This is a genomic window from Halorussus sp. AFM4 (genome assembly GCF_051194995.1).
Classification (GTDB): Archaea; Halobacteriota; Halobacteria; order Halobacteriales; family Haladaptataceae; genus Halorussus.
In genome coordinates this window covers 123,640-149,278 of the sequence record NZ_JBNTJT010000005.1, presented here as the reverse complement: position 1 = coordinate 149,278, position 25,639 = coordinate 123,640, and the positions used below count along the sequence as shown (strand labels likewise).

Here is a 25,639-nt window from a genome sequence, read left to right as displayed (position 1 = left end):
CGCTGTGGGGGAGGTCAATAACCGACATAGTTAATAAGTGGCAACGTGCTTTCTATCACATAGCACCACCTATGGAGTACTTGGAAGCGTTCGAGCGGACCGTCCGCGTCCACGGCGACGACCGGGCCATCGTCACCGACGACGGACGGGCGTTCACCTACCGCGAGTTCGACCGCCGGAGCACCGAACTGACGAACGCGCTGGCCGAACGGGTGGGGGACGCCCCCTGCGCAGTACTCACCCTGAACAGCCCCGCGGCGGCCGAGGCGATGATCGCCGGCCACAAGCGGGGGTCGCCCACCGTCCAGCTGCCGTTCCGCGGGAAGCCGGGCGAGCTCCTCGAGATGATCGAGACGGCCGGCGCGGAGGCGCTGGTGTTCGACGACGCCAACGCCGAGACCGCGCTCGCGGTGCTCGAGGACGCCGACTTCGACGTCGGGTTCCACGCCGGGTCGAAGGACCTCGACGCCCCCGACGTCGAGTCCTACGAGTCGGTGCTCGACGCGGCGTCCTCCCAGCTCCCGGCCGACCTGCCGGCCGACGGGAAGACAAACGTCTTCTACACGAGCGGGACCACTTCCCGGCCGAAGGCCGTCCCGTTCGACGGCGAGCAGATGTGGATCGGCGCCTACCAGGTCGTGATGGAGCACGGCATCGACCAGACCGACCGGGCCATCGTCACGTCGCCGTGGTACCACATGGTCACCTCCGACGCGTGGCTCTACCCCCACTGGCTCGCCGGCGCCACCACCATCCTGCACTCGAGCTTCGAGCCCGACGAGGTGCTCGAGCTCATCGAGGAGCACGGCGCGACCGGGCTGCTCGCGGTGCCGACCCAGCTCACCACCCTCAACGAGGTCCAGGAGGAGGCCCGGTACGACACCAGCACCCTGGACTACATCCGGACCGGGGGCGCGGTCGTGACCGAGGAGCTGGTCAAGCGCACCACGGAGCTGCTCTCGGACCAGCTGTACAACACCTACGGGATGACCGAGGCCGGCCCGGACCTCACCTTCGCCCACCCAAGCGTCCAGGACGAGCACCCCGGCACCATCGGCAAGGAGTCGTTCTCCTGGGAGCTGCGGGTCGTCGAGTCGGTCCCCCTCGACGAGCACCCCGACCCCGAGGCGACGGTCGACCCGGGCGAACAGGGCGAGATCATCGCCCGCGGCCCGGGCGTCCCGGACGGCTACATCGACAACCCGGACGCCGAGGAGAAGAGCTTCTTCGGCGAGTGGCTCCGGACCCGCGACGTCGCCCGGGTCGACGAGGACGGCTTCCTCTACATCGTCGACCGGGTCGACAACATGTTCACCTCCGGCGGCGAGAACATCTACCCCGCCGAGGTCGAGCGCACCCTCCAGGACCACGAGTCGGTCACCGACGCGCTCGTGGTCGGTCTGGACGACGAGACGTGGGGCAACAAGGTCACGGCGGTCGTCGTCTGCGACGACGAGGTCACCCACGAGGAACTCGACCAGTTCTGCCAGGACCACGACTCGCTGGCCAACTACAAGCGGCCCCGGGAGTACGCGGTCCGCACCGAGCCGCTGCCCCGGACCGACACCGGGACGGTCGAGCGCGAGACGGTCGTCAGCGAGCACTTCGAGTAACCCCCGAGCGCCCCGATTCCGGTTCCGCTCTCCGCTTCTACCGCCCCGATCGGACAACCGTCAGAACAGCACCGCGAACACGGCGATCTGGATCGGCAGCAGGACGAGCAGCGTCGCGAGCGAGCAGACCGCCGCCATCTTGACGAGCTCCAGCGGCTCGACGACGTCGAGCCCGAGGATGGCCACGAGCACCGCCGACTGGTACGGGAAGAAGTAGGTGTTGAGCGCGACGGCCTCGGTCATCGCCACCGGGACGAGCGGCGCGCCCGCGCCGGCCGCGAACGAGACGAAGACGGGGGTCAGCACGCTCGCGACCGCCAGCCCCTCCATCAGGAACGTCAGCGACATGGAGGCGACCACGACGAACGCGAGCACGACCGCCAGCGAGGCGTCCGGCGGGAGGTACGAGAGGATCTGCCGGGCCGCGGCGTCGGTGAACCCCGTGCGCTGGAGTCCCTCGGCGATGGCGAAGATGGCCCCGAGGAAGAACACGATGGAGAAGTCCGCGTCAGCGAGCGCGTCGGCGTCGACGACCCCGACGCCCGGCGCGAACGCGAGCAGCACCACGACGAGCGCCCCGTACAGCGGGTGGAGGCCGTGGATCACGTCGGTCGCCCAGATGACGACCCCGACGAGCAGGAAGGCGAGCATCCGCCGGACCGCCGACCGGTCGATCTCGGGCGCGGCCGGGTCGGTCCCCGATGGCGCACCGTCGGTCGCGTCCGTAGCCCCGTCGGTCGTGTCCGTCGCCCCGTCGGTCGCGACCGCATCCCCTGTCACACGTGTGCGCGACGGTTCGATTGCATCCGCATCCCGGGGCCGGTAGAGGACGTACGCGATGGCCGCGATGACCGCCGCCCGGCCCGCGCCCATGACCGGGCCGAGCCAGACCGCCCACTCGACCCAGCCGATGGCGACGCCGGCGTTGGCCTCGACGAGCCCCGTGATGATGATGTTGGCCAGCGACCCGGTCAGCACGCCGGTCCCCGCGTAGTAGGTGACGAACAGCGGCCCGAGGAAGAGCCCGACCCGCGGCCGCCGGTCGGCGAACCGCTCGCCCGCCGAGATGAGGATGGGGCCGAGGATGAGCACCCGGACCAGCGACGAGGGGACGACCACGATGAGCCCGAGGGCCGCGGCCGAGAACGCGGCCAGCATGTAGCGGTAGGCGACCCGGGCGTCGGTCGCGGCCTCGCCGGGCAGCGCGGCCAGCACCCGGCGCTCGACCGCGGCCCCCAGCCCGCTCCGGTCGGTCGCCTCGCCGATGAGGATGCCAAGCACCACCAGCCAGGTGGCCGGCGACCGGAACCCCACGAGCGCGAGGTCGGTCGAGACCGCCGCGCCGATGAGCCCCACGCCGAGCAGCCCGGTGAACCACGGGTCGACCGGCCCGCCGACCCAGAGGCTGATGCAGAAGACGGTGATGGCGAGCATCGTCGCCATCTCGGCCCCGACGGGCGCGTAGAGGAGAACGCCGGCGCCAGCCAGCAGTCCCACGGGGACCGAGAGCCACTCGCGGTCGTACTCGTCCCGAATGCGGCCGGTGAGTCGCTGGAAGCCCGACATGTACCGTGTCGGTCGTTCCGAGGGCCGCGGCCGTGATAAATACACGGTTGGCGGTAGCTTCCCCGTGACGCGGAAAACGCTAAGGCCGACTCGGTTCGAACTCCACGGGATGATAGACGAGATCGCCACCGACGTCTACGACCTGACGCTGGCCGAGCGCAACGGCGGCCGCTACCGCGCGTTCCTGTTCGACGGCGAGACGCCCACGCTGGTCGACGCCGGGCTGCCCGACACCGTCGACGTGCTCGCCGACCGGCTCGACGAACTCGGCGTCGAGCCCGAGCGCCTCGTCGTCACCCACGGCGACGGCGACCACGTGGGGGGCCTGCCCGGAGCGGTCGAGCGCTACGGCGTCGAGACCTGGGTGCCCGAGGGGCTCGCGCTCGACGACGCGCCCGACCCGGACCACCGGTACGGCGACGGCGACGCCGTCGGCCCGTTCGAGGCGGTCCACGTCCCCGGCCACACGCCCGAACACCACGCGCTGGTCGACGAGGACGCCGGCGTCGCCGTGCTTGGCGACGCGGTGTTCGGCGCCGACTCGCGGGGCCTCCCGACGGGGTACTTCGTGCTCCCGCCCGGCTACTTCTCCGCGGACCTGGACCGGGCCGACGAGTCGCTCGGGCGATTGGTGGCGTACGACTTCGACGTGGGGCTCGTGTACCACGGGTCGAGCGTCACCGAGGACGCCGGCGAGAAGCTGACGCGGTTCGTCGAGTTCGCGGGCAAGCCCGAGTAGCCCACTCGTTCCGAACGCGTCTCGAGGTGTCAGTCGCCGGCCGCGACGCCGCCGTCGGGCTGTTCGCCGAGGTAGGCCTCGATGACCCGCTGGTCGTTCTGGATCTCCTCGGGGGTGCCGGTGGCGATGAGCTCCCCGTTGTCGAGCACGAACACGCTGTCGCTGACCGACATCAGCGCCCGCATCACGTGGTCGATGAGGAAGACCGTCTTCCCGCGCTCGCTGATGTCGTTGATGAGCTCGATGATCTCCGCGGTCTCGTCGGTGTCGAGCCCGCCGGCCACCTCGTCGAACAGCACGACCTCGGGGTCGGTCGCGAGCACGCGGGCGATCTCTAGCCGCTTGAGCGCGCCGACGCTGAGCTCGTCGGGCTCGCTCTCCGCGAGGTGGTCGAGGCCGACGAACTCCAGCGCCTCGGCGGCGCGGGCCTCGGGGTCGTCGGCGTCGCCGCCGAACTCCGCGCCGACCGCGGCGTTCTCCAGCAGCGTCAGGTTCTCGAACGGCCGGACGATCTGGTGGGTCTTGACCAGGCCCCGGTGGCAGATCTCGTGCGGCGCGAGGCCGGTGATCTCCTCGCCGTCGAGCAGCACCCGGCCCTCCGTGGGCTCGTGAACGCCGGTGATGAGCCGGAACAGCGTGGACTTGCCGGCCCCGTTGGGCCCGATGAGACCGACGGTCTCCCCACGCTCGACCGAGAAGGAGACGTCGTTGACGGCGACGATACCGCCGAAGTTCTTGGTGAGTCGCTCGCCTTCCAATAGCGGCATTTTCCCGTTGGTTTCGGGCCCGCCAGCATAAAGGTGGTCCTCGAACCGGCGCGCCGGCCGACCGGTCCGTAACCGGCCTCAGACCAGCCAGATCTGCCATCAGTTGCGAAATTGGGCCAAGGAAAACCATTTTGGTGGCGTTAGCTGTAGTTGCCGGCGTGAACCTACAGCGACTCTTCCGGCCCGAGAGTGTCGCCGTCGTCGGCGCCTCGAAGACGGAAGGCAAGATCGGCTACGAAGCGATGGCGAACGCCGTGGAGTTCGACGGTCGGGTGTACCCGGTGAACCCGTCGGGCGAGGGGACCGTGTTCGGCGAGGAGTTCGTCGGGTCGGTCACCGAGATCGACGAGGCCGTGGACCTCGCGCTGCTGGCGGTACCGGCGCCGGTCGTCCCGGACGTGCTCGCGGAGTGCGGCGAGGCCGACGTCGGCGGCGCGGTCATCTACGCCGGCGGCTTCGCCGAGGCCGGCGAGGAGGGCGAGCAGCTCCAGCGGGAGATCGTCGACATCGCCGACGAGCACGACCTCGCGCTGCTCGGCCCGAACACGAGCGGGTTCGTCGCCCCGGCGCGGAACCTGCTGGCGTCGTTCGCGGGCGGGGTCGAGCGGTTCGAGCCGGGCGAGGTGACCATCCTGGCCCAGAGCGGCGGGGTCGCCCACCAGCTCGCGTTCCACGCGCTCCGGGAGGGCCGGGGCGTCGCGACCATGGTCGGGCTGGGCAACCGGGCGAACGTCGGCTTCGAGGAGGCGATCCCGTACTTCGACTCGGACCCCGACACCGGCGCCATCGTGCTCCACGTCGAGGGGACCGACGACGGCCGAGCGCTGCTGGAGGTCTGCCGCGACGCCGACACGCCCGTGATCGCATACAAGGTCGGGCAGTCCGACGTCGGCGCGTTCGCCGAGTCCCACACCGGCGCGCTGACGGGCGACCACGAGCTCTACACCGCGGGGTTCGCCCAGTACGGCGTCCCGACCGTCGAGTCGACGACCGAGCTGTTCGACGCGGGCCAGGCGCTCGCGTCGTCGCCGACCCCCGACGGGCCGAACGTCGGCGTCGTCACCGCCCAGGCCGGCCCCGGCATCATCATCGCCGACCGCCTCCAGCGGCAGGGCGCCCGGCTCCCGGAGCTGTCCGAGGAAACCCAGGACCGGGTGGGCGAGATCCTCCCCGGCATCACCTACGCCGACAACCCGGTCGACACCGGGCGACCGATGCCGGAGTTCGGCGAGGTGGTCGCGGCGGTGGCCGAGGACGACAACGTCGACATCGTGCTGGTGTACGAGCTGTACGAGGAGGCGCTGGGCTTCCCGCTGGACGAGGTCGCGGGGCTGGCCGACCGGGTGGACAAGCCGGTGCTGTTCGCCACCGAGGGGCCGGCCGAGTCGATGGCCGACGACCTCGCCGACCTCCGGGCGGCCGGCGTGCCGACGTTCACCTCGCCCGAGCGCGGCGCCGACGCGACCGCGCTGCTGGCGCGGTACGCGGGGCTCGCCGACGAGGACCGGGAGGTGAGCGCCGATGTCTGAGGCGCCGACCTCCGAGGACCCCGTCGCTGCCGCCCGAGCGGACGGCCGGACGACGCTGACCGAGGCGGAGGCGAAGTCACTGCTCGCGGACGCGGGCGTCGAGACGCCGTCGTTCCGGGTCGCGGCCGACGCCGAGGCGGCCGCCGACGCGGCCGCGGAGCTCGGCCTCCCGGTCGTGGTCAAGGTGTCCTCGCCCGCGGTCACCCACAAGAGCGAGTGGGCCGACGGCGCGGGCGTGGCGGTCGGCCTCGACTCCCGAGAGGCGGTCCGCGAGGCCGCCGACCGCATCTTCGCGGCGGCCGACGAGCAGGACGTGGACGCCGACGTGCTGGTCGAGGAGGCCCGCGACGTCGAGGCGGGCACCGAGGTCATCGTCGGCGGGCTCCGGGACCCCTCGTTCGGGCCGGTGGTCCTCACGGGGCTGGGCGGCGTGTTCACCGAGGTGTACGAGGACACCAGCCACCGCATCGCGCCGATCGACCGGGCCGAGGCGCGCGAGGCCATCGGGGAACTGACCGCGGCCCGCCTGCTGGAGGGGTTCCGCGGCCGCGAGCCCGCCGACGTCGACGCACTGGCGGACGTCGTCGTGGCTGTCGGGGACCTCGTCGTCGAGCGCGACGAGATCGCGGAGGTGGACGTCAACCCGGTGCTGACGACCGGTGACGGGGCCGTCGCGCTGGACGCGCTGGTCGTCCTGGAGGGCGAGTGATGTACGAGCGCGTCTGGACCGTCCGGTTCTCGGACACCGACCCGTTCGGCATCGCCCACTACCCGCGGATCGTCGACGCGATCCACGAGACCTCCGACATGTTCATGCAGGAGATCGGCTTCCCGTTCTGGGAGATCTCCCGAAAGCACGGGTACGGCCTGCCGCTCGTGGAGATGGACTTCGAGTTCGAGAGCCCGGTCGAGGCCGGCGACGAGGTGACGATCGGCCTGACGCCGACGCTCGGCGACCGGAGCGTCCGGTTCGACTACGAGGCTCGCTGCGACGGCGAGGTGGCGTTCTCGGGGTACGAGCAGCGAGTCTGCGCCCGCACCGGCGGCGAGGGCGCCGTCGAGATTCCGGACGACCTCCGGGCCGCGATGGAACGGTACGCCGAGGAGTGACCTCGACTGCGGCCGGCCACCCCCGCTTTCCGCTTTCCCAACCCTGTTGCGGGGGTCGATACGCTTTTGGGGATTCCATCGCCATGTACTGACATGGCCGAGTTCGAGAACCCCTACGCCGAGGAGGACCCATTCGTCGAGGCGCACTTCGACTGCCTGGACTGCGGGGGGAAGCTCTGGGAGTACGGCATCCAGCGACAGATGGTCTGCGAGGACTGCCGGGCGGTGTTCCGCTCCGCCGAGGTCTTCGAGGCCCAGACGTAGCGCACCCGGACAGGCACAGCACTCTTCTCACCGGACTGACGGCCGGCGAGGAAGTCGGTTCGTAGCCGACGGCGCGCCGACGACCGGGGTCGGCCGTCCAGTACACTTATGCCGAATCTGTGCCACTAGCTACCTATGGCGCAGCAAGAGCCAGACGACCAGGAGTCACAGGACCCCGAGGACCTCCTCGAACTGAGCGACGACACCCGGGGGCTCCTCGAGCGGAACAGCCTCCGGCCGCTCTGGGAGGTCGAGGACGACATGGGCCACGTCTACGACGACCTCCAGCCCGACATCTGGAAGTGGGAGGACATCCAGGCCGCCATCGACGGCATCGAGGAGGACGTCCCCATCGCAGACCTGCCGCCAGGGTTCCAGCGCCGGGTCGCGGTCCCCATCAACACCGCGCTGGGCAACGCCATCTCGAACACCATCTACGTCGGCGTCCAGACGGTCTCGCCCGGCGAGACCGCGCCCTCGCACCGCCACGGCGCCAACGCCCTGCGGTTCACCATCGACGGCCACGAGGACATGAAGACCGTCGTCGCGGGCGAGGAGTTCCCGATGAAGGACAACGACCTCATCACCACGCCCCAGTGGGAGTGGCACGACCACGTCAACGACTCCGACGAGACCGCGGCGTGGCTCGACGTGCTCGACCTGCCGCTCATCCTCGACTCGCTGAACGCCCGCAACACCTTCGAGAACCACGAGCTCGAGCGCCAGCCCGTCACCAAGACCCAGGGCTACTGGGACTCCCAGTACGGCCGGGCGCGCGACGCCGACGACGCGAAGGCCGACAACATCCCCGGCCCGTTCGAGGGCATCCGGGAGGCGACACCGCCGTATCGGTTCCGGTGGGAGGACACCCTGGAGACGCTCCGCCAGCGCGCCGACAACGACAACCCCGACCCCCACGACGGCTACAGCCTCTCGTACGTCAACCCGGCGGCCGGGAAGCCGCCGCTGTTCCCCACGATGTCGTTCCGGGCCCAGCTGCTCCAGGAGGCGACCGACCCGCACTTCCACAACGCGGTGGAGGTGTACTTCGTCATCGAGGGCGAGGGCGCGACCCACGTCGACGGCGAGGCCCTCGAGTGGAGCAAGTGGGACATCTTCGTGGTGCCGCCGGACGCGACCCACCACCACGAGCCCGACGGCGAGGCCGTCCTGCTCGGGATGACCGACCGGCCGGTGTTCGAGGCGTTCAACTTCTACGCCGAGGCCCAACCGTCGTCGTAATCTCACCGGTAGCCCGCTCCCCCGCCGCGACACCGTCTCGCCCTCGTCGCAGTACCACCTCTGCCGTCGCTACTTTTGCCCGCTTCGGCTGTTTCCGCCTCTCCCGCAGTCGTGCGAGCGATACGAGACTCCCTCGCTTCGACTTTGCCGGTGACCTGCGGGACGGGTCGGTCGGCGGTTCGGAAATGCGACCGGCCGTCCTCCGCCGGATTTACTGTAGGAAATATTACAACAACCGCATCATTTATCATGCACGTGCGACTGTAATCCGGTAGAGCATGGTGGACAGTAACAGGTCACAGAGTAGACGCTCGTATATCAAGACAGTCGGCGCGCTCGGGGCGGTCGGAACGACCGGCCTGGCGGGATGCACCCGGCTCGGTACCGGCGGCGGGGGCGGCGACTCGACGGTCACCATCGCGGCGACCATCCCGGAGTCGGGCCAGTTCTCGTCGCTGGGGAAGGACGTCAAACGCGGCTACCAGCTCGGCGTCGACCTAATGAACGAGCAGCTCGACCAGGAGGTCAAGCTCATCACGAAGGACGACGAGAGCAGCGCGGACCTGGTCCGCCAGAACCTCCAGAAGATGGTGAGCAACAACGACGTCGACATGATCTGGGGGAGCTTCTCCAGCCTGCTGGTGACCGCGGGCAGCGCCTTCGCCGAGAACAAGGGGCTGCCGTTCCTCGGGGCGTTCTTCGCCTACGAGCAGCCCCACCGCAACGAGGGCTACGAGTGGACCTACTCGCCGTTCCCCAAGTCCCGGGACGTCGCCAGGTCGACGAAGGGGATGCTCGGGCTGATTCCCGAGGGCGAGCGGCCGTCGAAGGTCGGCATCTGGGAGCCCAACACCGGCTGGGGCGGCGAGCAGGCCGACGCCTGGGAGCAGACGCTCTCGGACGCCGGCTACGACGTCGTGCTCCGCGAGACGTTCCAGATCGGCTCCAAGGACTTCTCGACGCTCATCTCCCAGTCGCAGAGCGCCGGCGTCGAGGTGCTGCTGTCGAACCCCACGCCGCCGGGCGGCATCACCTCGATCAACCAGATGCAGTCGAACGGCTGGGCGCCGAAGGTGCTCAAGTACGTCCGCGGGGCCGACCCCAGCGCCTGGTGGTCGGCGCTCGGGAAGAAGGGCGCCTACGCCTGCATGTGTCCCGGGTGGGTGCCGGGGCTCACCGGCGGCGGCAACCAGCAGATGCGGTCGGCCTACGAGGAGAAGTACGGGCTGAAGGACGGCCAGCTCATCCGGACCGCGGTCGGCGGCGCCTACAACGTCGCGCAGGTGGCCGGTCAGGCGCTCGAGGCCGCCGAGTCGACCGACCCCAAGGACGTCCAGAGCGCGCTCCGGTCCGAGAAGTTCGAGACGGTCATCGGGAGCTTCAGCTTCGAGAAGAACGGTCTGCCCGCCAAGGGCGAACTGACCGCGCCGACCGGCCAGTGGTGGAACGGCAACCAGCACACGGTCTACCCCGACGTCGACGGCGAGGCCGCCATCGACTTCAAGTACCCCATCCCGTCGTGGAGCGAGCGGTAACTACTTGTCGCGGCCCCGCACTACACTCTTACATCCGCTTCACACATGGTAGCAACTGACCTCGTGTTCGAGTCGCTGTTGAACGGTCTGCTGCTCGGCGGAATCTACGCCGTCGCGGCGCTCGGGCTCTCGCTCGTGTTCGGCATCATGGACATCGTGAACCTCGCCCACGGGCACATGCTCATGGTCGGGGCCTACGTCGCCATCCTGCTGTTCACGGCCACCGGCATCACGCCGCTGGTCGGGATGGTGCTGGCCGCCGCCGTCCTGTTCGGCTTCGGCGTGCTGCTCCAGCGGTTCGTCCTCGACGAGGTGGTCGGCGAGGGCATCGAACAGCCCATCATCGTGCTGTTCGGGCTGGCGCTGGTGCTGCAGAGCGTCGGCCGCATCCTGCTCGGCACCCAGGCCCAGGCGGCGGAGCTCGGCATCCAGGCCGGCGCCATCACCGTCGGGTCGGCGACGCTGTCGTTCCCCCGGTTGGTCACGTTCGCCGTCGCGATCGTGCTCATTCTCGGCACCTGGGCGTTCCTGAAGTACACCACGACCGGGCTCGCCATCCGGGCGACCGCCCAGAGCACGTCGGCGGCCCAGTACATGGGCATCGACACCGAGAACATCTACGTGCTCACGCTGGGCATCGGGACCGCGCTGGCCGGGGCGGCCGGGGCGCTGCTCTCGATGCTGTTCCCCATCACCCCGTACGTCGGGTGGTCGTACCTGCTGAAGGCGTTCGCGGTCGTCGTCCTCGGCGGCGTCGGCAGCGTCGCTGGCACGCTGGTCGGCGGCCTCATCCTCGGGGTCTCCGAGAACGTCGGCGTGCTCTGGCTCGGCGGCGGCTTCCGGGACATCATCAGCTTCAGCATCTTCCTCGGGGTCCTGCTCGTGCGGCCCCAGGGACTGTTCGGCAAGTCCGGAGGTGGTGAGTGATGCACGAGGTCGAGGACGTCCTCACGTCCCGGCGGCAGGTCGCCGTCGCGGCGGTCGTCGTGCTGTACCTCGTCGCGGTCCCGTTCATCACCACCGCCTACGTCACCGAGATCTTCTTCACCGGGCTGGTGTTCGTGATGCTGGGCGTCTCGTGGAACCTGCTGGCCGGCTACGCGGGCCAGGTGTCGCTCGGGCACGCCGCCTTCTTCGGCATCGGCGCGTTCGTCGCGGCGTGGGTGACGACGCCGACGCGGGCGGGCCTCCCCGAAGCGCTCTCGCTACCGGGCGCGCCGGGACTCGTGACGGTGCTGTTCGCGCTGGTAGTCGGCACGCTCGCGGCCGCGCTGCTCGCCGCGGTCACCGGCCCCATCATGTTCCGGCTGACCGGCCACTACTTCGCCATCGGCACGCTGGCGCTGGCGTCCATCATCAAGCTGGTGATGGTCGACGCGCGCGGGCTGACCGGCGGCTCGACGGGCTACTACGTCAGCGGGTACGTCGGCGACGACGGGATGTTCCTCCTGACGCTGGCCGCGACGCTCGGCATCGTGGCGGTCACCTACCGCATCGTCGACAGCCCGTCCGGGCTCGGGATGCGCGCGATCCACGACGACGAGGATGCCGCCAGCAGCCTCGGCGTCAATCCCCTGAAGTACAAGCTGTACGCCTTCGTCCTCTCGTCGGGGATGGCCGGCCTCGCGGGCGGGCTGTACGCCCAGTTCACCCTCTACGTCAACCCGGACTCGACGCTCAACGTCGTCTGGATGGTCGACACGCTGGTCGTCGTCATCCTGGGCGGGATGGGGACGGTGCTCGGGCCGCTGTTCGGCGCCGGCCTGTTCGTGGGGCTCGACACGCTGCTCCGGTCGTTCGCCGGCGAGTTCGCGACGACCATCGAGGGCGCGCTCATCATCCTGTTCATGCTGTTCGCCCCGCAGGGCGTCTACGGGTTCGTCATCGACCGGTACCGCGACGAGGACGAACCGCCCGCCGCGACCGACCCCGAGGCGGCGCCCCTCGAGGGCTCGACCCCCGAACACAACGAGTAGCGCCGATTCCCCTTCTCCGAGCGCTCGATTCGCGAGAATCCGCCGTTCGCCGCGAGTTCAGCCGGTGAAGCTCCTCTTCCTCTTCTGCGAGCCGTCAGCCGCCCAGGTACGAGGCCGTGACCCGCTCGTCGTCGGCCAGTTCCTCGGCGGTGCCCGACAGCGAGATGCGGCCCGACTCGAGCACGTACCCCCTGTCCGCGATCCGGAGCGCGTGGTTGACGTCCTGCTCGACCAGCAGCACGGTGGTCCCCTCCTCGTTGATGCGCTGGATGGCGTCGAAGACGTCCTCGACCAGCACCGGCGCGAGGCCGAGGCTGGCCTCGTCGAGCAGCAGCAGGTCGGGGTCGCTCATCAGCCCGCGCCCGATGGCGAGCATCTGCTGCTCGCCGCCCGACAGCGTCCCGGCCTGCTGGCCGGTCCGCTCCTCCAGCCGCGGGAAGATGTCAAACACCCGGTCCATCCGCTCGTCCATCCCGTCCCGGTTGGCGTACGCGCCCAGCCGCAGGTTCTCCTTGACCGTGCTGTCGCCGAATATCTCCCGGCCCTCGGGGACGTGCGCGATGCCCTTCGGGACCACCTCGTCCTGGTCGAGGCCGCCGATCTCCTCGCCCTTGAAGCGGACGTGACCGGCGGTCGGCGTCAGCGGGCCGCAGATGGTCTTGAGGATGGTGGTCTTGCCCGCACCGTTGGCGCCCAGCAGCGCGACCGTCTCGCCCTCGGTGACCGAGAGGCTGGCGTCCCAGATGACCTGCACGTTCCCGTACGCCACGTCGATGCCGTCGACTTCGAGTAGTGTCATCGGTTACCGCGGAGTACAGACCACTCCGACAAAAGCCTACCCCTGCCGCGCTCGACGCGACTCGCTACTTGTTTAACACCGGCCGTGGAATGACTGCCCATGCCATCGGGTGACACCGACGACGCTGCGACGGAGAGCGAGCTCCGCGACCTGGTCGACCGCCTGCTGACCCGCGACCCCGACGTCCACCGCCGGGCGCTCGAGCGCCTCGCCGAGGTCGGCGACGAGCGGGTGGTCCCCCACCTGATCGAGGTCGAGATGATCGACGCCATCGGCAACAACTGGTCGGAGTTCGGGTTCCCCGAGGTGCTCCGGGACCGCGCGCCGCCCCGGTACCTCGAACTCCCCGAGGCGTCGTGGCCGGGCGTCGAGGAGACGCTGGCCGCGATCGCCGACCCGAGCTTCGACTCGCGGTACGCGTGGGTCGAGTGGGAGACCTGGTACTCCCAGCGGGACCTCGAGCCGCTGGCCGGCTTCGACGACTGGAAGCTCCAGCTCTACCGGTCGTTCCTCCCGCCCGTGGGCCGGCTGCTCGACGTCGAACCCCGCGAGTTCGCCCTCCAGGACGTCCGGTGGGGCAACTGCGACTCGTCGTTCCTGGCCGCGCTCAACGGGCCCGACTTCGTGCCCGGCGACGCCGTCGAGGCCGACGGGTCGGGCGGCGAGTACGAGCGCTACCTCGACGCCGACGACCTCGTCTTCGGCTTCGAGTTCGACGGGCAGGCGTACGCCGTCCCGCGGTGGGTCCTGTTCCCCCACGAGATGCTGAACGTCGAGCTCGACGGGGTCCAGCTCAGTCTCACGTTCTGCACGCTCTGCAACGCGCCCATCCTCTACGACTGCTGGGTCGGCGACCGCGACCTGACGTTCGCCAGTACGGGCATGCTGCTCGACGGCAACAAGGTGATGTTCGACGAGGAGACCGAGAGCCTCTGGAGCCAGCACCGCGGCGTCCCCATCGCGGGGGAGTTCGCGGCGAAGGGCGACGGTGACGTCCGCCTCGACGTCCTGCCGGTCACCCAGACCGACTGGGCCGACTGGAAGGCGGCCCACCCCGACACGCTCGCGCTCGACCTCGACACCGGGTACGACTACGACTACCGGTTCTACGACGGCAACATCGGGTTCTTCCGCCACTACTGGGAGGACGAGAACGCCGTCCAGCCCGGGGTCGAGGTCGGCGACGACCGACTGCCGGAGAAGGAGTCGGTGTACGGCGTCACCGGCGAGGACCCCGAGTCCGTCCTGATATTCCCGGTCGAGGCGGTCCGCGAGCGCGGCCCCGTCGTCGGCGACCTCGACGACCGGGAGCTGGTCGCGCTGGCCGACGAGACCGGCGACGTCGCGGTCTACGAGGCGCCGCCCGCACCGGTCGAGGAGGCGACGGAGGGCGGTGACCTCGTCGACGCCGAGGGCCGGCAGTGGACCGTCTCGCGCGACGCGCTGGTCGGCGGCGAAAGCGACGACCGGCTCGAACGCGTGGCCGGCCGGCACGGCCTCTGGTTCGCCTTCCGGTCGCAGTACGACGACGCCAGGGTCGCCGCGGGCGAGGAATCGGAGAACGGGGAGTAACGCGACCGCCTACTCCTGGCCGCCCTTCTGGACGTCGACGTCCTCGAAGCGGACGTCCCGCTCGGTCACGTCGACGGTCATCGAACCCACGTTCTCGATCTCGGCGTCGATGGTGTCGCCGTCCGAGAGGGCGCTGACGCCCTCGGGCGTGCCCGTGGTGATGACGTCGCCGGCCTCGACGGTCGCCCCGATGGAGGCGTACTGGACGATGTCGGCGCAGGTGTACACCATGTCGCCGGTGTTCTCCCGCTGGCGGGTCTCGCCGTTGAGCTGGAGCTCCATCTCGAGGTCCTGCGGGTCGCCGACCTCGTCGGGCGTGACCACGCACGGGCCGACCACGGTGAAGGTGTCGTAGGACTTGCGGTTCGAGCGGTCCTGGTCGCCCCGGACCGAGATGTCGAGCAGGATGGTGTAGCCGAAGATGTGGTCCCAGGCCTCGTCGGCCGAGACGTCCTTGACGTCGTCGCCCATCACGAACGCGAGCTCGATCTCGTGGTCGGTCCGGCGGTCCGAGAACGGGAGCTCGACGCCGTGGTCCGGGCCGACGACGCTCGAGGGCGCCTTCAGGAAGTAGCCCTTGTCCTCGATGGTGAACCACTCGTCGGTGGTGATGTCGCGGTCCGACAGCGCCTCCTCGATGTGGTTCTCGTAGTTGAGCGGCGCGGCGATGACCTTGCCCGGCCGGCGGACCGGCGCGCCCAGCTCGACGTCCGCGCGGTCGTGGTCGGGGTCGGCGTCGGCGTACTCGCTCGCGTCGTAGTCGCCGCGGATGTACTCGCGGAGCGGGTCGCGGGCGTCGATGCCCAGCCGATCGGTGAGGTCGACGACGCCGCTGCCGTCCTCGGTCAGGAGTCCCAGTCGGTCCTCGTTGTAGCGGACGAATCGCATGTTCACCCGTGCGTCCAGCGCACCCATAAATCATCGCCTTCCGACCGGCAAGCGTTGCCGGCTCGGGTTCGCTGCGCGCTCGAACGAATTTCATTTCCGATAACGAGGCGAACTATTAATACCGACGGGGGAAATGCGTCTGTCAATGACATCACAACCTCCGACGACGGCGCCCGACCGAGAGGGCGCGACCCTGTACGAACCCCCGGAGGACGCCGACGAACTCGAACGGCTTCGAGACGAGCGGGACTTCTGGCGCCACCTCTTCGACGACCTGGCCGAGCGGTTCCCCGAGCCGGTGCTAGTGGTCAACGACGACGGCCGGGTCACCCACTGGAACACCGAACAGGCCGAGATGCTCGGCACGCCGGCCGACGAGGCGGTCGGCGAGGTCGCGCACGACGTCATCGGCACCGAGGAGGTCACCGAGACGCTGGCCGAGGAGGTCGTCCGGACCGAGGAGACGGTCAAGGAGGACGACGTCCGGTCGGGCGTCGACGACGACGGCGAGCGCTGGCACGTCCGGGCGGCGGCCCAGCCGCTGTACGACCACCGCGGCGACCCCGTCGGCTCCTTCGAGTTCGTCTCGCGGGTGACAGAGCTCGTCGAGCAGCGCCGCGCCGTCAGGGAGGCCCAGGAGCAGGTCAGCGAGGAGGTCGACGCCACCGTCGAGGAGCTGCTCGACTCCTCGCAGTCCGTCGCCGAGAACAGCCAGTTCATCGGGGAGACCGCCAGCGAGCAGGTCGACGCGCTCGCGACCATCCACGGCGAGGTCGAGTCGCTGAGCGCCACGGTCGAGGAGATCGCCGCGCAGGCCGACGAGGTCGACGCGCGGGCCTCCACCGTCGCGGAGAACGCCGCCGAGTCGCTGGAGGCGACCGACGAGGCCGTCGACGTGCTCGACGACGTCGAGGACGCCGCGGGCGACCTCGACCGGACGAGCGGGGAGCTCGACGAGCAGGTCGACGAGATCGAGTCGGTCATCGACGTCATCAGCGACATCGTCTCCCAGATCAACCTGCTGGCGCTCAACGCCAACATCGAGGCGGCCCGCAGCGGGGCAGACAACGGCGGGTTCGCGGTGGTCGCCGACGAGATCAAGGCGCTGGCCGACCAGTCCCAGGACGAGGTCGACGCCATCGAGGAGACGATCGAGGCGGTCACCGACAGCGTCGAGCGGACGACCGACGCGGTCGAGCGCACCACCGGCGGCATCGCCGAGACCGCCGATCACATCGAGACGGTCCGCGAGCGCCAGGCCGCCATCCACGAGGCCGCCGAGGACGCTTCGGTCGGCACCCGCGAGATCGCCGAGGCGACCGACGAGCAGGCCTCCGGCACCGAGGAGGTCACGACGATGCTCGACGAGGTGCTCGCCAGCCTCCGGGAGGTCGTCGACCAGATCGACGACCTCGCCGACGAGAACGAGCGCCAGGCCGCCTCGGCCCGGCACGTCCGCGAGCGCATCCGCGAGGTCGAGGCCGACCTCGAGGCGACGATCGACGACTGACCGGCGCCGAACGACTCCGTCTCCGCGAACACTCCGGCCGTTCTCTGCGAAGACTGCAGTTACTCAGAAGTAGTTGTCCGTCCTCGTCAGGTCGACGTCGCCCGCGACGTCCTCGCGGAAGTGCTCGGTGAGCGCGTCGAGCGTCCAGCCGCCGGGGCGGACCCCGACCCGGTCGAGCGACGGTTCGGAGAAGACGCCCACCCGGTCGCCGCCCGCGTAGAGCGTACAGCCCGTGACGTCGGCCGCGTCGTCGCTCGCGAGGTACGCCGCCAGCGGGGCGACCCGCTCGGGCGGCATCTCCTCGCGGGTGTACGGCCGGTGCTCCTCGGGGACCGTCTCGGTCATCCGGGTGTAGCCGTTCGGGACGAGCGCGTTGACGCGGACGCCCGAGCGGTGCATCTCCGCGGCGACCGTCCGGACCATCCCGAGAATCCCGGCCTTCGCGGCGGCGTAGTTGACCTGCCCCGCGTTGCCCCGCGCCGACCGGGCTGACACCGTGAGGTACGACCGCTGGCTGTCGAACCCCGCGTCGCCGGCCGCCTCGCGCCAGTGCCGGCAGGCCGCCTGGAGCAGCGCGAACTGCCCGGTGAGGTTCGTCTCGACGACCGCGCGCCAGTCCTCCTCGCTCAGGTTGGTGGCGAAGTCGTCCCGGAGGATGCCCGCGAAGTTGGCGACGAAGTCCACGCGCCCGTACTCCGCGACCGCGTCGGCGATCAGTCCGCGAGCGTACTCGAAGTCGGTCAGGTCGCCGGCGTGGGCGGTCGCCTCGCCGCCCGCCTCGCGGATGTCCTCGGCGACCTCCTCGGCCACGTCGGGGTCGCTCCCCTCGCCGCGGACCGAGGTCCCGAGGTCGTTGACGACGACGCTGGCGCCGCGGTCGGCCAGTTCCCGGGCGGTCGCCGCGCCGAGGCCGTTGCCGCCCCCGCCGACGACGCACACCCTGTCGTCGAGCGCGGTCATCGGCCGGTCCTCGCGTTGGTCGCGGTCGGCTTCGCCGTCCTGCCGCCGCGCCGGCCGACTCGGTGGCTCTCGGTGCCGGTCCGTTCGCTCGCTGGTCCCGGATACATGCCTCGGGGTTCGGCGACGCGGTATTCAAATGTTTGGCCGGCGGTCCGGTCGGCGTCGGTCCGGAGTCGCGGGGTCAATTCAGAGGGTCCGACCCTGCCCCTGCTGGCCCGTCACCTCCTCGGGGACGAGCCGGTACCGCGTCCGCTCGGTCATCGGTTCGCCCTGCGGGTAGAGGCTGGCGAACTGCGCGTTGTCGAACAGCGCCTCGTCGACCGCCTCGGTCCGGTCCTCGGGGACCGGTTCGATCGGGCCGCGCACGAGGACGCTCCGCCAGCGGTGCTCGTCCTCGAAGTCGTAGGCCGCGAACGTCGCCGTCTCGGTCGCCGCGGCGAAGTCGAGCTTCTCGCTGTCCTCGCCGAACCGGAGCAGGACGAAGTACAGCTGCTCCCCGTCGTAGCCGAACGACACCGGGCAGCCGTAGGCGTCGCCGCCGTCGGCCAGCGACAGCACGCCGACCCCCCGCTCGTGCAGGAACGCGTCGACGGCCGCCTCGTCCATCGGTTCGCCCCGCAGCTCGCGTCCGTCCGTGTTCGAAACGTCCATACCGACAGGTCGCCCTTCGGACTCCTAATTCGAATCGCGAACACGTTCGCCTCGACCCCGGATCGTCGGCAGTTGGTCGGCCATCATGAAAATAGTCGAATGAAAAAATATCTATACCCCGAAGAACATTACGTTGTAATACGATGAGCGACTCCGAGCAGCAAGCCGACGCGCCAGTCGTCGTGGCCGGGGCCGGGCCGGTCGGGATGACCGCGGCGCTCGCGCTGGACGCCCGCGGAATCGACTCGACCATCCTCGAGGCCGACCCCGAGGACCGGGACCGGCCGGGGAGCCGGGCCATCTACGTCCACAAGGACACGCTCCGGACGCTGGAGCAGTCACATCCCGGACTGGGGCAGCGGCTGGTCGACAACGGCATCACGTGGTCGACCCGGCGGACGCTGTTCCGCGGCAAGGAGGTGTTCGCGCGGACCTACCCCGACCGCGGCGGCGACGGCGGCCTGCCCCACTTCACGAGCCTCCCGCAGGTCTGGACCGAGGAGTACATGCTCGACGCCATCGAGGAGTCCGACGGCATCGACCTCCACTGGGACTCGCCGGTCGACACGGTCGACGCGAGCGACGACGGCGTGACGGTCGAGACCGAGGGCGGCGACGTCTGGGAGGCGGAGTACGTCGTCGGCGCCGACGGCGCCGGCTCGACGGTCCGCAAGGAGATCGGCGCCGAGTTCGACGGCACGGAGTCGCCCAACTCCTTCATCATCGCCGACGTCGACGAGGACCCGGACAACCCCCGGAAGCAGGAGCGGGTCTTCCACTACGACCACCCCGAGCTCGGCGGGCGCAACGTCCTGTTCGTCCCGTTCCAGGGCGGGTGGCGCGTCGACATCCAGTGCCGGGAGTCCGACGACCCCGAGCGGATGGCCGAGGAGCCCAACATCAACCGGATGGTCGCCACCGTCCTGGGCGAGCGCTACCGCGACCGGGTCACCTGGGTCTCCGAGTACAAGTTCAAGCAGGTAACCGCCGACCGGATGGTCGACGACCGCAACCGCGTGCTGCTGGCGGGCGAGGCCGGCCACCTGTTCGCCCCGTTCGGCGCCCGCGGGATGAACTCGGGCGTCGCCGACGCCGACGCGGCGGCCTCGGCCATCAGCGTCGCGCTCAACGCCGACGTCCGCGAGACCGCCGACGGCGAGATCGCCGAGTACGGCATCCGGCGCCAGAAGGCGGCCGAGTACAACCGCGCCGCCGCCGGGCAGGCCCTCGAGTACCTCCAGGGCGACAGCATCGTCACCAAGACCAAGAAGCGGCTGGCGGCCGAGCTCGCCGACTACTACGAACCGGCCGGCGAGTGGCTCGACGACGCGCCGTACGGCCCCCACGAGGGGCCGCCGGTGACCATCGGGCAGTACTGACCCGTCCGCTTCCGCGACTTCTCTTCTGTTCCGTCACCTCCTCTCGCCGTCTGTGACGCCCGTCGAGCGGCGGCTGGACCTGTCTCGCCGACCGCAACTCGACCCCTGTCGGTCCGAAATTCAGATTACATGTTCCAGTCGCGTTCCACATCGGGTCCCGGAAGGTGGAAGAGAGATGTCCGTTGTATCCCGTTACGTGGAGTTCTTGTTGGTGTATTCGGTAATGGAGAACAGCTGTGCCCCTGTGTTCCATCACTGCGCTGATTGCGGACGGTTTCCGCGGTAATCAGTGACCCACGCGGAGGGCTACCGGACACCGTCGGCTTCCCTTTTAACTTCCGGCCAAATGTGTTCGCCAACAGCGAACGGTGCTTCTCAACCCCTCGCAGTCATGCGATTTCTCGTCTCGGTCGCGTCTCGGACGCGATCTCCACCCCCCGACTCTCCCGTTTCTCCGATCGGTGGCGCTCGCTCGGCCGAACCGGTCGGAGCGGCGCTAACGCAGTGAACGACCCGCGCATTCGGTCGATCTCCGGTCTCTATCGGGCGTTCTGTCCGTCCGGGGCGTTACAGCACTACCTCTGTCACGGGTCCGACGCCATCGTCGGTGATTATTGATTGAACGTCGCGAAAAATATTATCAATGTAAAATTGTGATGCTGTCGGCGACAGCGTTCGTTGTAGACGAACGTCCTGGTTTGTAATGTCGCGGTCGGTTCTCATCGTACAACTACCGACAATTCGGGGCGAAACGAGTGCTACGTAAACCTGTGGTCGTGGCGGCGTCGGAATCTCCCGCTTCGCGACCCCGAACAGCATCGCAGTCCGAACGAAGCCGACGCGGCGACCTGCATCTTTAATAAAGAACCGTCACAACCAACGAGTGGCCGGTACCTCTCATGACAACCATCGACGCGTACACCCACGTTCTGACCGAGGAGTTCTACGACACGCTGCTGGCCGAGTACGACTTCCAGGGGCTGAGCGGCGACCCGTCGTTCCTCTGGGACCTCGACCGGCGACTCGACGACATGGACGAGTTCGGCGTGGACAGGCAGGTGCTGACGCTGGCGCTCCCGCCGCTCTGGCGGGGGATGGACGACGAGACCGCGCTCGAACTCACCAGACTGGCCAACGACGAGGTCCGCAGCATCGCCGACCAGTACCCCGACCGGTTCGTCCCGGTCGGGACCATCCCGCGGGTGTCCGACGAGTTCATGGCCGAGTTCGACCGGTGCATCGAGGACCTGGACATGGCCGGCGTCCAGATGTTCTCGACCATCGAGGGCGAGCCCATCGACCGCCCGGAGTTCCGTCCGCTGTTCGAGCGCGCCGAGCGCCACGACGCCCCGCTGTGGATGCACCCCCAACTCCACGAGTGGTACGACTGGGCGAGCGAGTACATGGAGCACCGGCTGTTCGGCTGGCCGTTCGACACCACGCTGGCGCTCTCGCGGCTCGTGTTCGGCGGCGTCGTCGACGAGTACGACTTCGACCTGGTCGCCCACCACGGCGGCGGCATGGTCCCGTTCTACGGCGGTCGGATCGACTCGTTCTACCAGACCCGGCTCGACTACCCCGAGAACTACGCCGACACCGACCTGCCGGACCTCGACCAGCCGGTGAGCGACTACTTCCGGGAGTTCCACGTCGACACCGCGGTCAGCGGGTCGGTGCTCGCCCAGGAGTGTGCGACCGGCTTCTTCGGCGACGAGAAGGTGGTCTTCGGCACCGACTACCCGTTCGGGCCGGGCCGGGGCCGGGCGTGGATCGAGCAGGGACTCGACGCCGTCGCGGAGATGGACGCGAGCGACGAGACCCGCGAGCGCATCCTCGGCGGGAACCTCGAGGACCTCGTCGCGTAGCGGAACGCCCGCCGACCGCTCGGATCGTCGGAATCGCGTTCCGCGAATCTCCCATAAACTTAAGTTACATGTTGTGCCACGTTCTATCGTGACTCATCCCATGAGCGGGACAATCGACAGCAGCGAGACGAGCAGCGCGACCCGGGGCGACAGTTCGGCGGCTCCCTCCCGCGCGAAACGATGACGTCCCCGACCTCACCGCTGGCGAAACTCGGGCACGTCGCGGCCCACACGCCCGACCTCGACGAGTCGCTGTGGTTCTTCGAGGACGTGCTCGGCTTCCAGGTGACCGAGCGGGTCGGCGACACCGCCTACCTCCGCGGGATGCGCGACTGGGAGCACCACACGCTCAGCCTCACCGAGTCGGGCCGGAGGGGCGTCGACCACGTCGCGTTCCGGACCAAGACGCCGGAGGCCGTCGACGAACTGGCCGAGCAGTTCGAGGCGGAGGGCCGCGAGGTCCGCCACGTCGAGGCCGGCGAGGAGCGCGGCCAGGGACGGGCGATACGCGTCGAGGCGTTCGGCCACCCCTACGAGTTCTACTACGACGTCGAGAAGCCACAGGCCCCGGCGGAGAAGCGCTCGAAGCTCCACAACCGCAACTACAGCGAGGCGGAAGCCAACCGCATCGCGCCCCGGCGCATCGACCACTGCCACGTCCAGGACGGGGTGTCGCCCGACCACGCCGCCTGGCTGGTCGACGCGCTCGACTTCCAGACGAACGAGCGCTACCGGAAGGCCGACGGCGAGCTCTGGGGCTGGTGGCTCTCGGTGACGCCGCTGCCCCACGACATCGCCATCCACCGGGAGCCGGCGGGGTCGCCCCCGGGGTTCCACCACGTCTCGTACCACCTCGACAGCCTCCAGGACCTCTGGGAGGCGGCCGACGTCCTGGCCGAGCACGGCATCGAGCCCGACGGCGGGCCGGGCCGCCACGCCATCACCCGCGCGGACTTCCTCTACGTGAGCGACCCGGCCAGCGACTTCTGCGTGGAGTTCTTCGCCGGGCCGGGCTACCTCAACTTCGAGCCGGACTGGGAGCCCATCGAGTGGACCGAGGCGGAGATCGGCGGCGAGACGAGCCACCAGTGGATCGGGCGGGGCCCCGGCTGGGACGGCCTGCCCTACGTCGGCCTGGAGGAGTGAGCGCGACCGCCGCCGGTCAGCCGTCCGAACGCTCGTCGGGCGACGGCGCGACGGCGTCGGCCGCGACGAGTCGCTCTATCTCGTCGGGCGAGTAGCCGGTCTCCCGGAGGACCTCGTCGGTGTGCTCGCCCAGCAGCGGCGGATGCCGGCGGACGGCGGTCGGCGTCCGCGAGAAGTGCATCGGGCTGGCGGGCATCTCGACCTCGCCGGCCGTGGGGTGGTCGACCGACGTCCGCATGCCGCGGGCCTCGACCTGGGGGCTGTCGAACACCTCGGCCATGTCCCGGACGGTGCTGGCGGGGACGTCGTGCTCGCGGAGGATCTCGATGACCTCGTCGGTCCCGTAGGCCGCGAACTCCTCGGCGAGCAGCGCGTCGAGTTCGTCCCTGTTCTCCACCCGGTCGGCGTTCGCCGCGAACCGGGGGTCGTCGACGAGGTCCTCGCGGTCGAGCGCCCGGCAGAAGTCCGGCCAGATGTGCTCGGACGCGACCGCGACCACGACGTAGCCGTCGGCCGTCTCGAACGCCTGGTACGGGGCGATGGTGGGGTGCTTGCTCCCCATCCGGCCCGGCGGGTCGCCGGTCGCGAAGTAGTTCGAGGCCATGTAGGTCATCCAGGCGACCTGGCCGTCGAGCAGGCTCACGTCGATCTTCTGCCCGGTCCCGTCGCCGAGTTCGCGCTCCAGCAGCGCCGCCAGGATGGCCTGGGTGGCGTACATCCCCGCGCCGATGTCGGCGAGCGCGACGCCGACCCGGACCGGCATCCCGTCCTCGACGCCGGTGATGCTCATGAGCCCGCCCTCGGCCTGCATGATGATGTCGTAGGCGGGTCGGTCCTTCTCGGGGCCCCACTCGCCGTAGCCCGACAGCGAGCAGTAGACGAGGTCGGGGTTGCGCTCGCGGAGGTCGCCGTAGTCGAGGCCCCACTCCTCCATCTTCCCGACGCGGAAGTTCTCGACGAGGACGTCGGCCTCGGCCGCCAGGTCCCGGAACACCTCCCGGCCCTCCTCCGAGGCGAGGTTGAGCGCGACCGAGCGCTTGTTCCGGTTGACGCTGACGTAGTAGGCGCTCTCGTCGCTGTCGCCGTACGTCGGCGGGTGCCAGTGGCGGGTCTGGTCGCCGCCGTCCGGGCGCTCGACCTTGATGACGTCGGCGCCCAGATCGCCGAGCTGCATCGTGCAGAACGGGCCGACCAGGACCCGCGAGGCGTCGAGCACCGTCACGCCGTCGAGCGGGCCCGCGTCGCCGTCGGGGTCGCGTGCTTCGCCGGTCATCGTCACTGGTAGGCCGCGATGCCCGTCAGGTCCTCGCCGAGGATCAGGGTGTGGATGTCGTGGGTGCCCTCGTAGGTGTAGACCGTCTCCATGTTGGCCATGTGGCGCATCGGCGAGTAGTCGGCCGTGATGCCGTTGCCGCCCAGCATCTCGCGGGCCACGCGCGACTGGTCGCGGGCCATCCGGACGTTGTTGCGCTTGGCCATCGAGACGTGCTGGGGCCGCAGCTCGCCCCGTTCTTTCAATTCCGCGAGCCGATGGGCGAGCAGCTGCGCGAGGGTGATCTGGGTGGCCATCTCCGCGAGCTTCTGCTGCTGGAGCTGGAACCGTCCGATGGGGCCGCCGAACTGGTCGCGCTCGGTGGCGTACTCCCGGGCCGTCTCGAAGCAGTCCCGCGCCGCGCCGACCGCGCCCCACGCGATGCCGTACCGGGCCTGCGTGAGACACGACAGCGGACCCTTCATCCCTTCGACGCCCGGTAGCACCGCGTCTTCGGGGACGTAGACGTTGTTGAGCCCGATTTCCCCGGTAATCGAGGCCCGCAGCGAGAGCTTCTCGTCGATCTTGTTCGTGGTCACGCCGTCCCAGTCGGTCTCGACCAGGAATCCGCGGACGGGATCGTCCTCCGCCGACCTGTCCCGGGCCCAGACGACCGCGATGTCCGCGATGGGCGAGTTGGTGATCCAGGTCTTCGAGCCGTTCAGCACGTACTCGTCGCCCTCTTTCTCCGCGTACGTCTCCATCCCCGAGGGGTTCGACCCGTGCTCGGGCTCGGTGAGCCCGAAGCAGCCGACGGCCTCGCCCGACCCCAGCTTCGGCAGCCAGCGCTCCTTCTGCTCGTCGCTGCCGTAGGCGTGGATGGGGTACATCACGAGCGCGCCCTGGACGGAGGCCATCGACCGGAGCCCCGAGTCGCAGGCCTCAAGCTCCTGCATCAGCAGCCCGTAGGCGGTCTCGCTTACGTTCGGCAGGCCGTACCCCTCCAGATTCGGCGCGTAGAAGCCCATCTCGCCGAGGTCGGGAATAATGTCGGTGGGGAAGGTCCCCTCGATCCAGTGCTCGCCGATGTCCTCGACCTCGCCGGCCACGAAGTCGCGGGCCGACTCCAGCACGAGCCTGTCCTCCTCGGACAGTTCCGCCTCCAGGTTCACGAAGTCTAGCATCGGGTGAGACGTTGCGTCGGGCGGGTAATAACGATGGGGGTTCCGTCGGTCGACCGCGGCGGAGAACCGACGACGGGGCGAGGAACCGGCGC

The 25,639-nt window shown here is 69.6% G+C and carries 23 protein-coding genes; 15 read left to right on the top strand and 8 right to left on the bottom strand.

Annotated features, from left to right (window positions below; genetic code table 11):
• Positions 1-71: 71 nt before the first annotated feature.
• Positions 72-1,613: a class I adenylate-forming enzyme family protein gene (locus ACQUQF_RS20900; RefSeq protein WP_435181121.1), complete on the top strand. Its 1,542-nt coding sequence runs from the start codon at positions 72-74 to the stop codon at positions 1,611-1,613.
• A gap of 60 nt (positions 1,614-1,673) precedes the next feature.
• Here ACQUQF_RS20900 and ACQUQF_RS20895 read toward each other — a convergent pair whose 3' ends face one another.
• Positions 1,674-3,179 carry an SLC13 family permease gene (locus ACQUQF_RS20895; protein ID WP_435181120.1) on the bottom strand — a complete coding sequence of 502 codons (1,506 nt, stop codon included), beginning with the start codon at positions 3,177-3,179 and terminating at the stop codon, positions 1,674-1,676.
• A 109-nt stretch (positions 3,180-3,288) separates the two neighbouring features.
• Here ACQUQF_RS20895 and ACQUQF_RS20890 point away from each other — a divergent pair, with 109 nt between their 5' ends.
• Positions 3,289-3,918, top strand: a complete 630-nt coding sequence (locus ACQUQF_RS20890; RefSeq protein WP_435181118.1) for an MBL fold metallo-hydrolase — start codon at positions 3,289-3,291, stop codon at positions 3,916-3,918.
• A 29-nt stretch (positions 3,919-3,947) separates the two neighbouring features.
• Here ACQUQF_RS20890 and ACQUQF_RS20885 read toward each other — a convergent pair whose 3' ends face one another.
• Positions 3,948-4,685, bottom strand: a complete 738-nt coding sequence (locus tag ACQUQF_RS20885; protein ID WP_435181117.1) for an ABC transporter ATP-binding protein — start codon at positions 4,683-4,685, stop codon at positions 3,948-3,950.
• Between the two features lie 158 nt (positions 4,686-4,843).
• Here ACQUQF_RS20885 and ACQUQF_RS20880 point away from each other — a divergent pair, with 158 nt between their 5' ends.
• The 8 genes from ACQUQF_RS20880 (at position 4,844) to ACQUQF_RS20845 (ending at position 12,341) form a co-directional block, all read left to right on the top strand.
• Positions 4,844-6,214, top strand: a complete 1,371-nt coding sequence (locus ACQUQF_RS20880) for an acetate--CoA ligase family protein (protein WP_435181116.1) — start codon at positions 4,844-4,846, stop codon at positions 6,212-6,214.
• Positions 6,207-6,923 (top strand): acetate--CoA ligase family protein, encoded by a 717-nt coding sequence (locus tag ACQUQF_RS20875; RefSeq protein ID WP_435181115.1) that lies wholly within the window; start codon positions 6,207-6,209, stop codon positions 6,921-6,923. The genes ACQUQF_RS20880 and ACQUQF_RS20875 overlap by 8 nt, the downstream gene beginning before the upstream one ends.
• A complete protein-coding gene (locus tag ACQUQF_RS20870) occupies positions 6,923-7,324 on the top strand; it encodes an acyl-CoA thioesterase (RefSeq protein ID WP_435181114.1) in 402 nt (133 codons plus the stop codon). The genes ACQUQF_RS20875 and ACQUQF_RS20870 overlap by 1 nt, the downstream gene beginning before the upstream one ends.
• A gap of 93 nt (positions 7,325-7,417) precedes the next feature.
• A complete protein-coding gene (locus tag ACQUQF_RS20865; protein WP_435181113.1) occupies positions 7,418-7,588 on the top strand; it encodes a hypothetical protein in 171 nt (56 codons plus the stop codon).
• A 135-nt stretch (positions 7,589-7,723) separates the two neighbouring features.
• The gene (locus tag ACQUQF_RS20860) at positions 7,724-8,830 is read left to right on the top strand and encodes a cupin domain-containing protein (protein WP_435181112.1); all 1,107 of its coding nucleotides are present in this window, start codon (positions 7,724-7,726) and stop codon (positions 8,828-8,830) included.
• A gap of 278 nt (positions 8,831-9,108) precedes the next feature.
• Positions 9,109-10,365, top strand: coding sequence for an amino acid ABC transporter substrate-binding protein (locus ACQUQF_RS20855; RefSeq protein WP_435181111.1), 1,257 nt, complete (start codon positions 9,109-9,111; stop codon positions 10,363-10,365).
• Between the two features lie 45 nt (positions 10,366-10,410).
• Positions 10,411-11,292 carry a branched-chain amino acid ABC transporter permease gene (locus ACQUQF_RS20850; RefSeq protein ID WP_435181110.1) on the top strand — a complete coding sequence of 294 codons (882 nt, stop codon included), beginning with the start codon at positions 10,411-10,413 and terminating at the stop codon, positions 11,290-11,292.
• A complete protein-coding gene (locus ACQUQF_RS20845) occupies positions 11,292-12,341 on the top strand; it encodes a branched-chain amino acid ABC transporter permease (RefSeq protein WP_435181108.1) in 1,050 nt (349 codons plus the stop codon). The genes ACQUQF_RS20850 and ACQUQF_RS20845 overlap by 1 nt, the downstream gene beginning before the upstream one ends.
• Before the next feature lie 94 nt (positions 12,342-12,435).
• Here ACQUQF_RS20845 and ACQUQF_RS20840 read toward each other — a convergent pair whose 3' ends face one another.
• Positions 12,436-13,140: an ABC transporter ATP-binding protein gene (locus ACQUQF_RS20840; protein ID WP_435181106.1), complete on the bottom strand. Its 705-nt coding sequence runs from the start codon at positions 13,138-13,140 to the stop codon at positions 12,436-12,438.
• A gap of 99 nt (positions 13,141-13,239) precedes the next feature.
• On the opposite strand from ACQUQF_RS20840, the gene ACQUQF_RS20835 reads away from it, so the two are divergent.
• Complete coding sequence (locus ACQUQF_RS20835) at positions 13,240-14,712, top strand: DUF3179 domain-containing (seleno)protein (RefSeq protein WP_435181105.1); 1,473 nt, start codon at positions 13,240-13,242, stop codon at positions 14,710-14,712.
• A gap of 9 nt (positions 14,713-14,721) precedes the next feature.
• Here the strand turns inward: ACQUQF_RS20835 and ACQUQF_RS20830 are convergent, their stop codons facing one another.
• Entirely contained in the window at positions 14,722-15,600 is an 879-nt protein-coding gene (locus ACQUQF_RS20830; RefSeq protein WP_435181103.1) for a fumarylacetoacetate hydrolase family protein, read from the bottom strand.
• Between the two features lie 145 nt (positions 15,601-15,745).
• Here ACQUQF_RS20830 and ACQUQF_RS20825 point away from each other — a divergent pair, with 145 nt between their 5' ends.
• A complete protein-coding gene (locus ACQUQF_RS20825) occupies positions 15,746-17,110 on the top strand; it encodes a methyl-accepting chemotaxis protein (protein WP_435181102.1) in 1,365 nt (454 codons plus the stop codon).
• Between the two features lie 63 nt (positions 17,111-17,173).
• Here ACQUQF_RS20825 and ACQUQF_RS20820 read toward each other — a convergent pair whose 3' ends face one another.
• Both ACQUQF_RS20820 and ACQUQF_RS20815 read right to left on the bottom strand, forming a co-directional pair.
• Positions 17,174-18,070 (bottom strand): SDR family oxidoreductase, encoded by an 897-nt coding sequence (locus ACQUQF_RS20820; RefSeq protein WP_435181100.1) that lies wholly within the window; start codon positions 18,068-18,070, stop codon positions 17,174-17,176.
• Between the two features lie 186 nt (positions 18,071-18,256).
• Complete coding sequence (locus ACQUQF_RS20815) at positions 18,257-18,721, bottom strand: pyridoxamine 5'-phosphate oxidase family protein (protein ID WP_435181099.1); 465 nt, start codon at positions 18,719-18,721, stop codon at positions 18,257-18,259.
• A gap of 143 nt (positions 18,722-18,864) precedes the next feature.
• Between ACQUQF_RS20815 and ACQUQF_RS20810 the strand changes: the two genes are divergently transcribed.
• The 3 genes from ACQUQF_RS20810 (at position 18,865) to ACQUQF_RS20800 (ending at position 23,111) form a co-directional block, all read left to right on the top strand.
• Positions 18,865-20,100 (top strand): FAD-dependent monooxygenase, encoded by a 1,236-nt coding sequence (locus ACQUQF_RS20810; RefSeq protein WP_435181098.1) that lies wholly within the window; start codon positions 18,865-18,867, stop codon positions 20,098-20,100.
• An 899-nt stretch (positions 20,101-20,999) separates the two neighbouring features.
• Positions 21,000-21,965: an amidohydrolase family protein gene (locus ACQUQF_RS20805; protein WP_435181097.1), complete on the top strand. Its 966-nt coding sequence runs from the start codon at positions 21,000-21,002 to the stop codon at positions 21,963-21,965.
• Between the two features lie 180 nt (positions 21,966-22,145).
• Positions 22,146-23,111 (top strand): VOC family protein, encoded by a 966-nt coding sequence (locus ACQUQF_RS20800; protein WP_435181096.1) that lies wholly within the window; start codon positions 22,146-22,148, stop codon positions 23,109-23,111.
• A 16-nt stretch (positions 23,112-23,127) separates the two neighbouring features.
• Here the strand turns inward: ACQUQF_RS20800 and ACQUQF_RS20795 are convergent, their stop codons facing one another.
• Together ACQUQF_RS20795 and ACQUQF_RS20790 are read right to left on the bottom strand one after the other, a co-directional pair.
• Positions 23,128-24,384, bottom strand: coding sequence for a CaiB/BaiF CoA transferase family protein (locus tag ACQUQF_RS20795; protein WP_435181095.1), 1,257 nt, complete (start codon positions 24,382-24,384; stop codon positions 23,128-23,130).
• A 2-nt stretch (positions 24,385-24,386) separates the two neighbouring features.
• Positions 24,387-25,547, bottom strand: a complete 1,161-nt coding sequence (locus ACQUQF_RS20790; protein ID WP_435181094.1) for an acyl-CoA dehydrogenase family protein — start codon at positions 25,545-25,547, stop codon at positions 24,387-24,389.
• Positions 25,548-25,639: the final 92 nt, after the last annotated feature.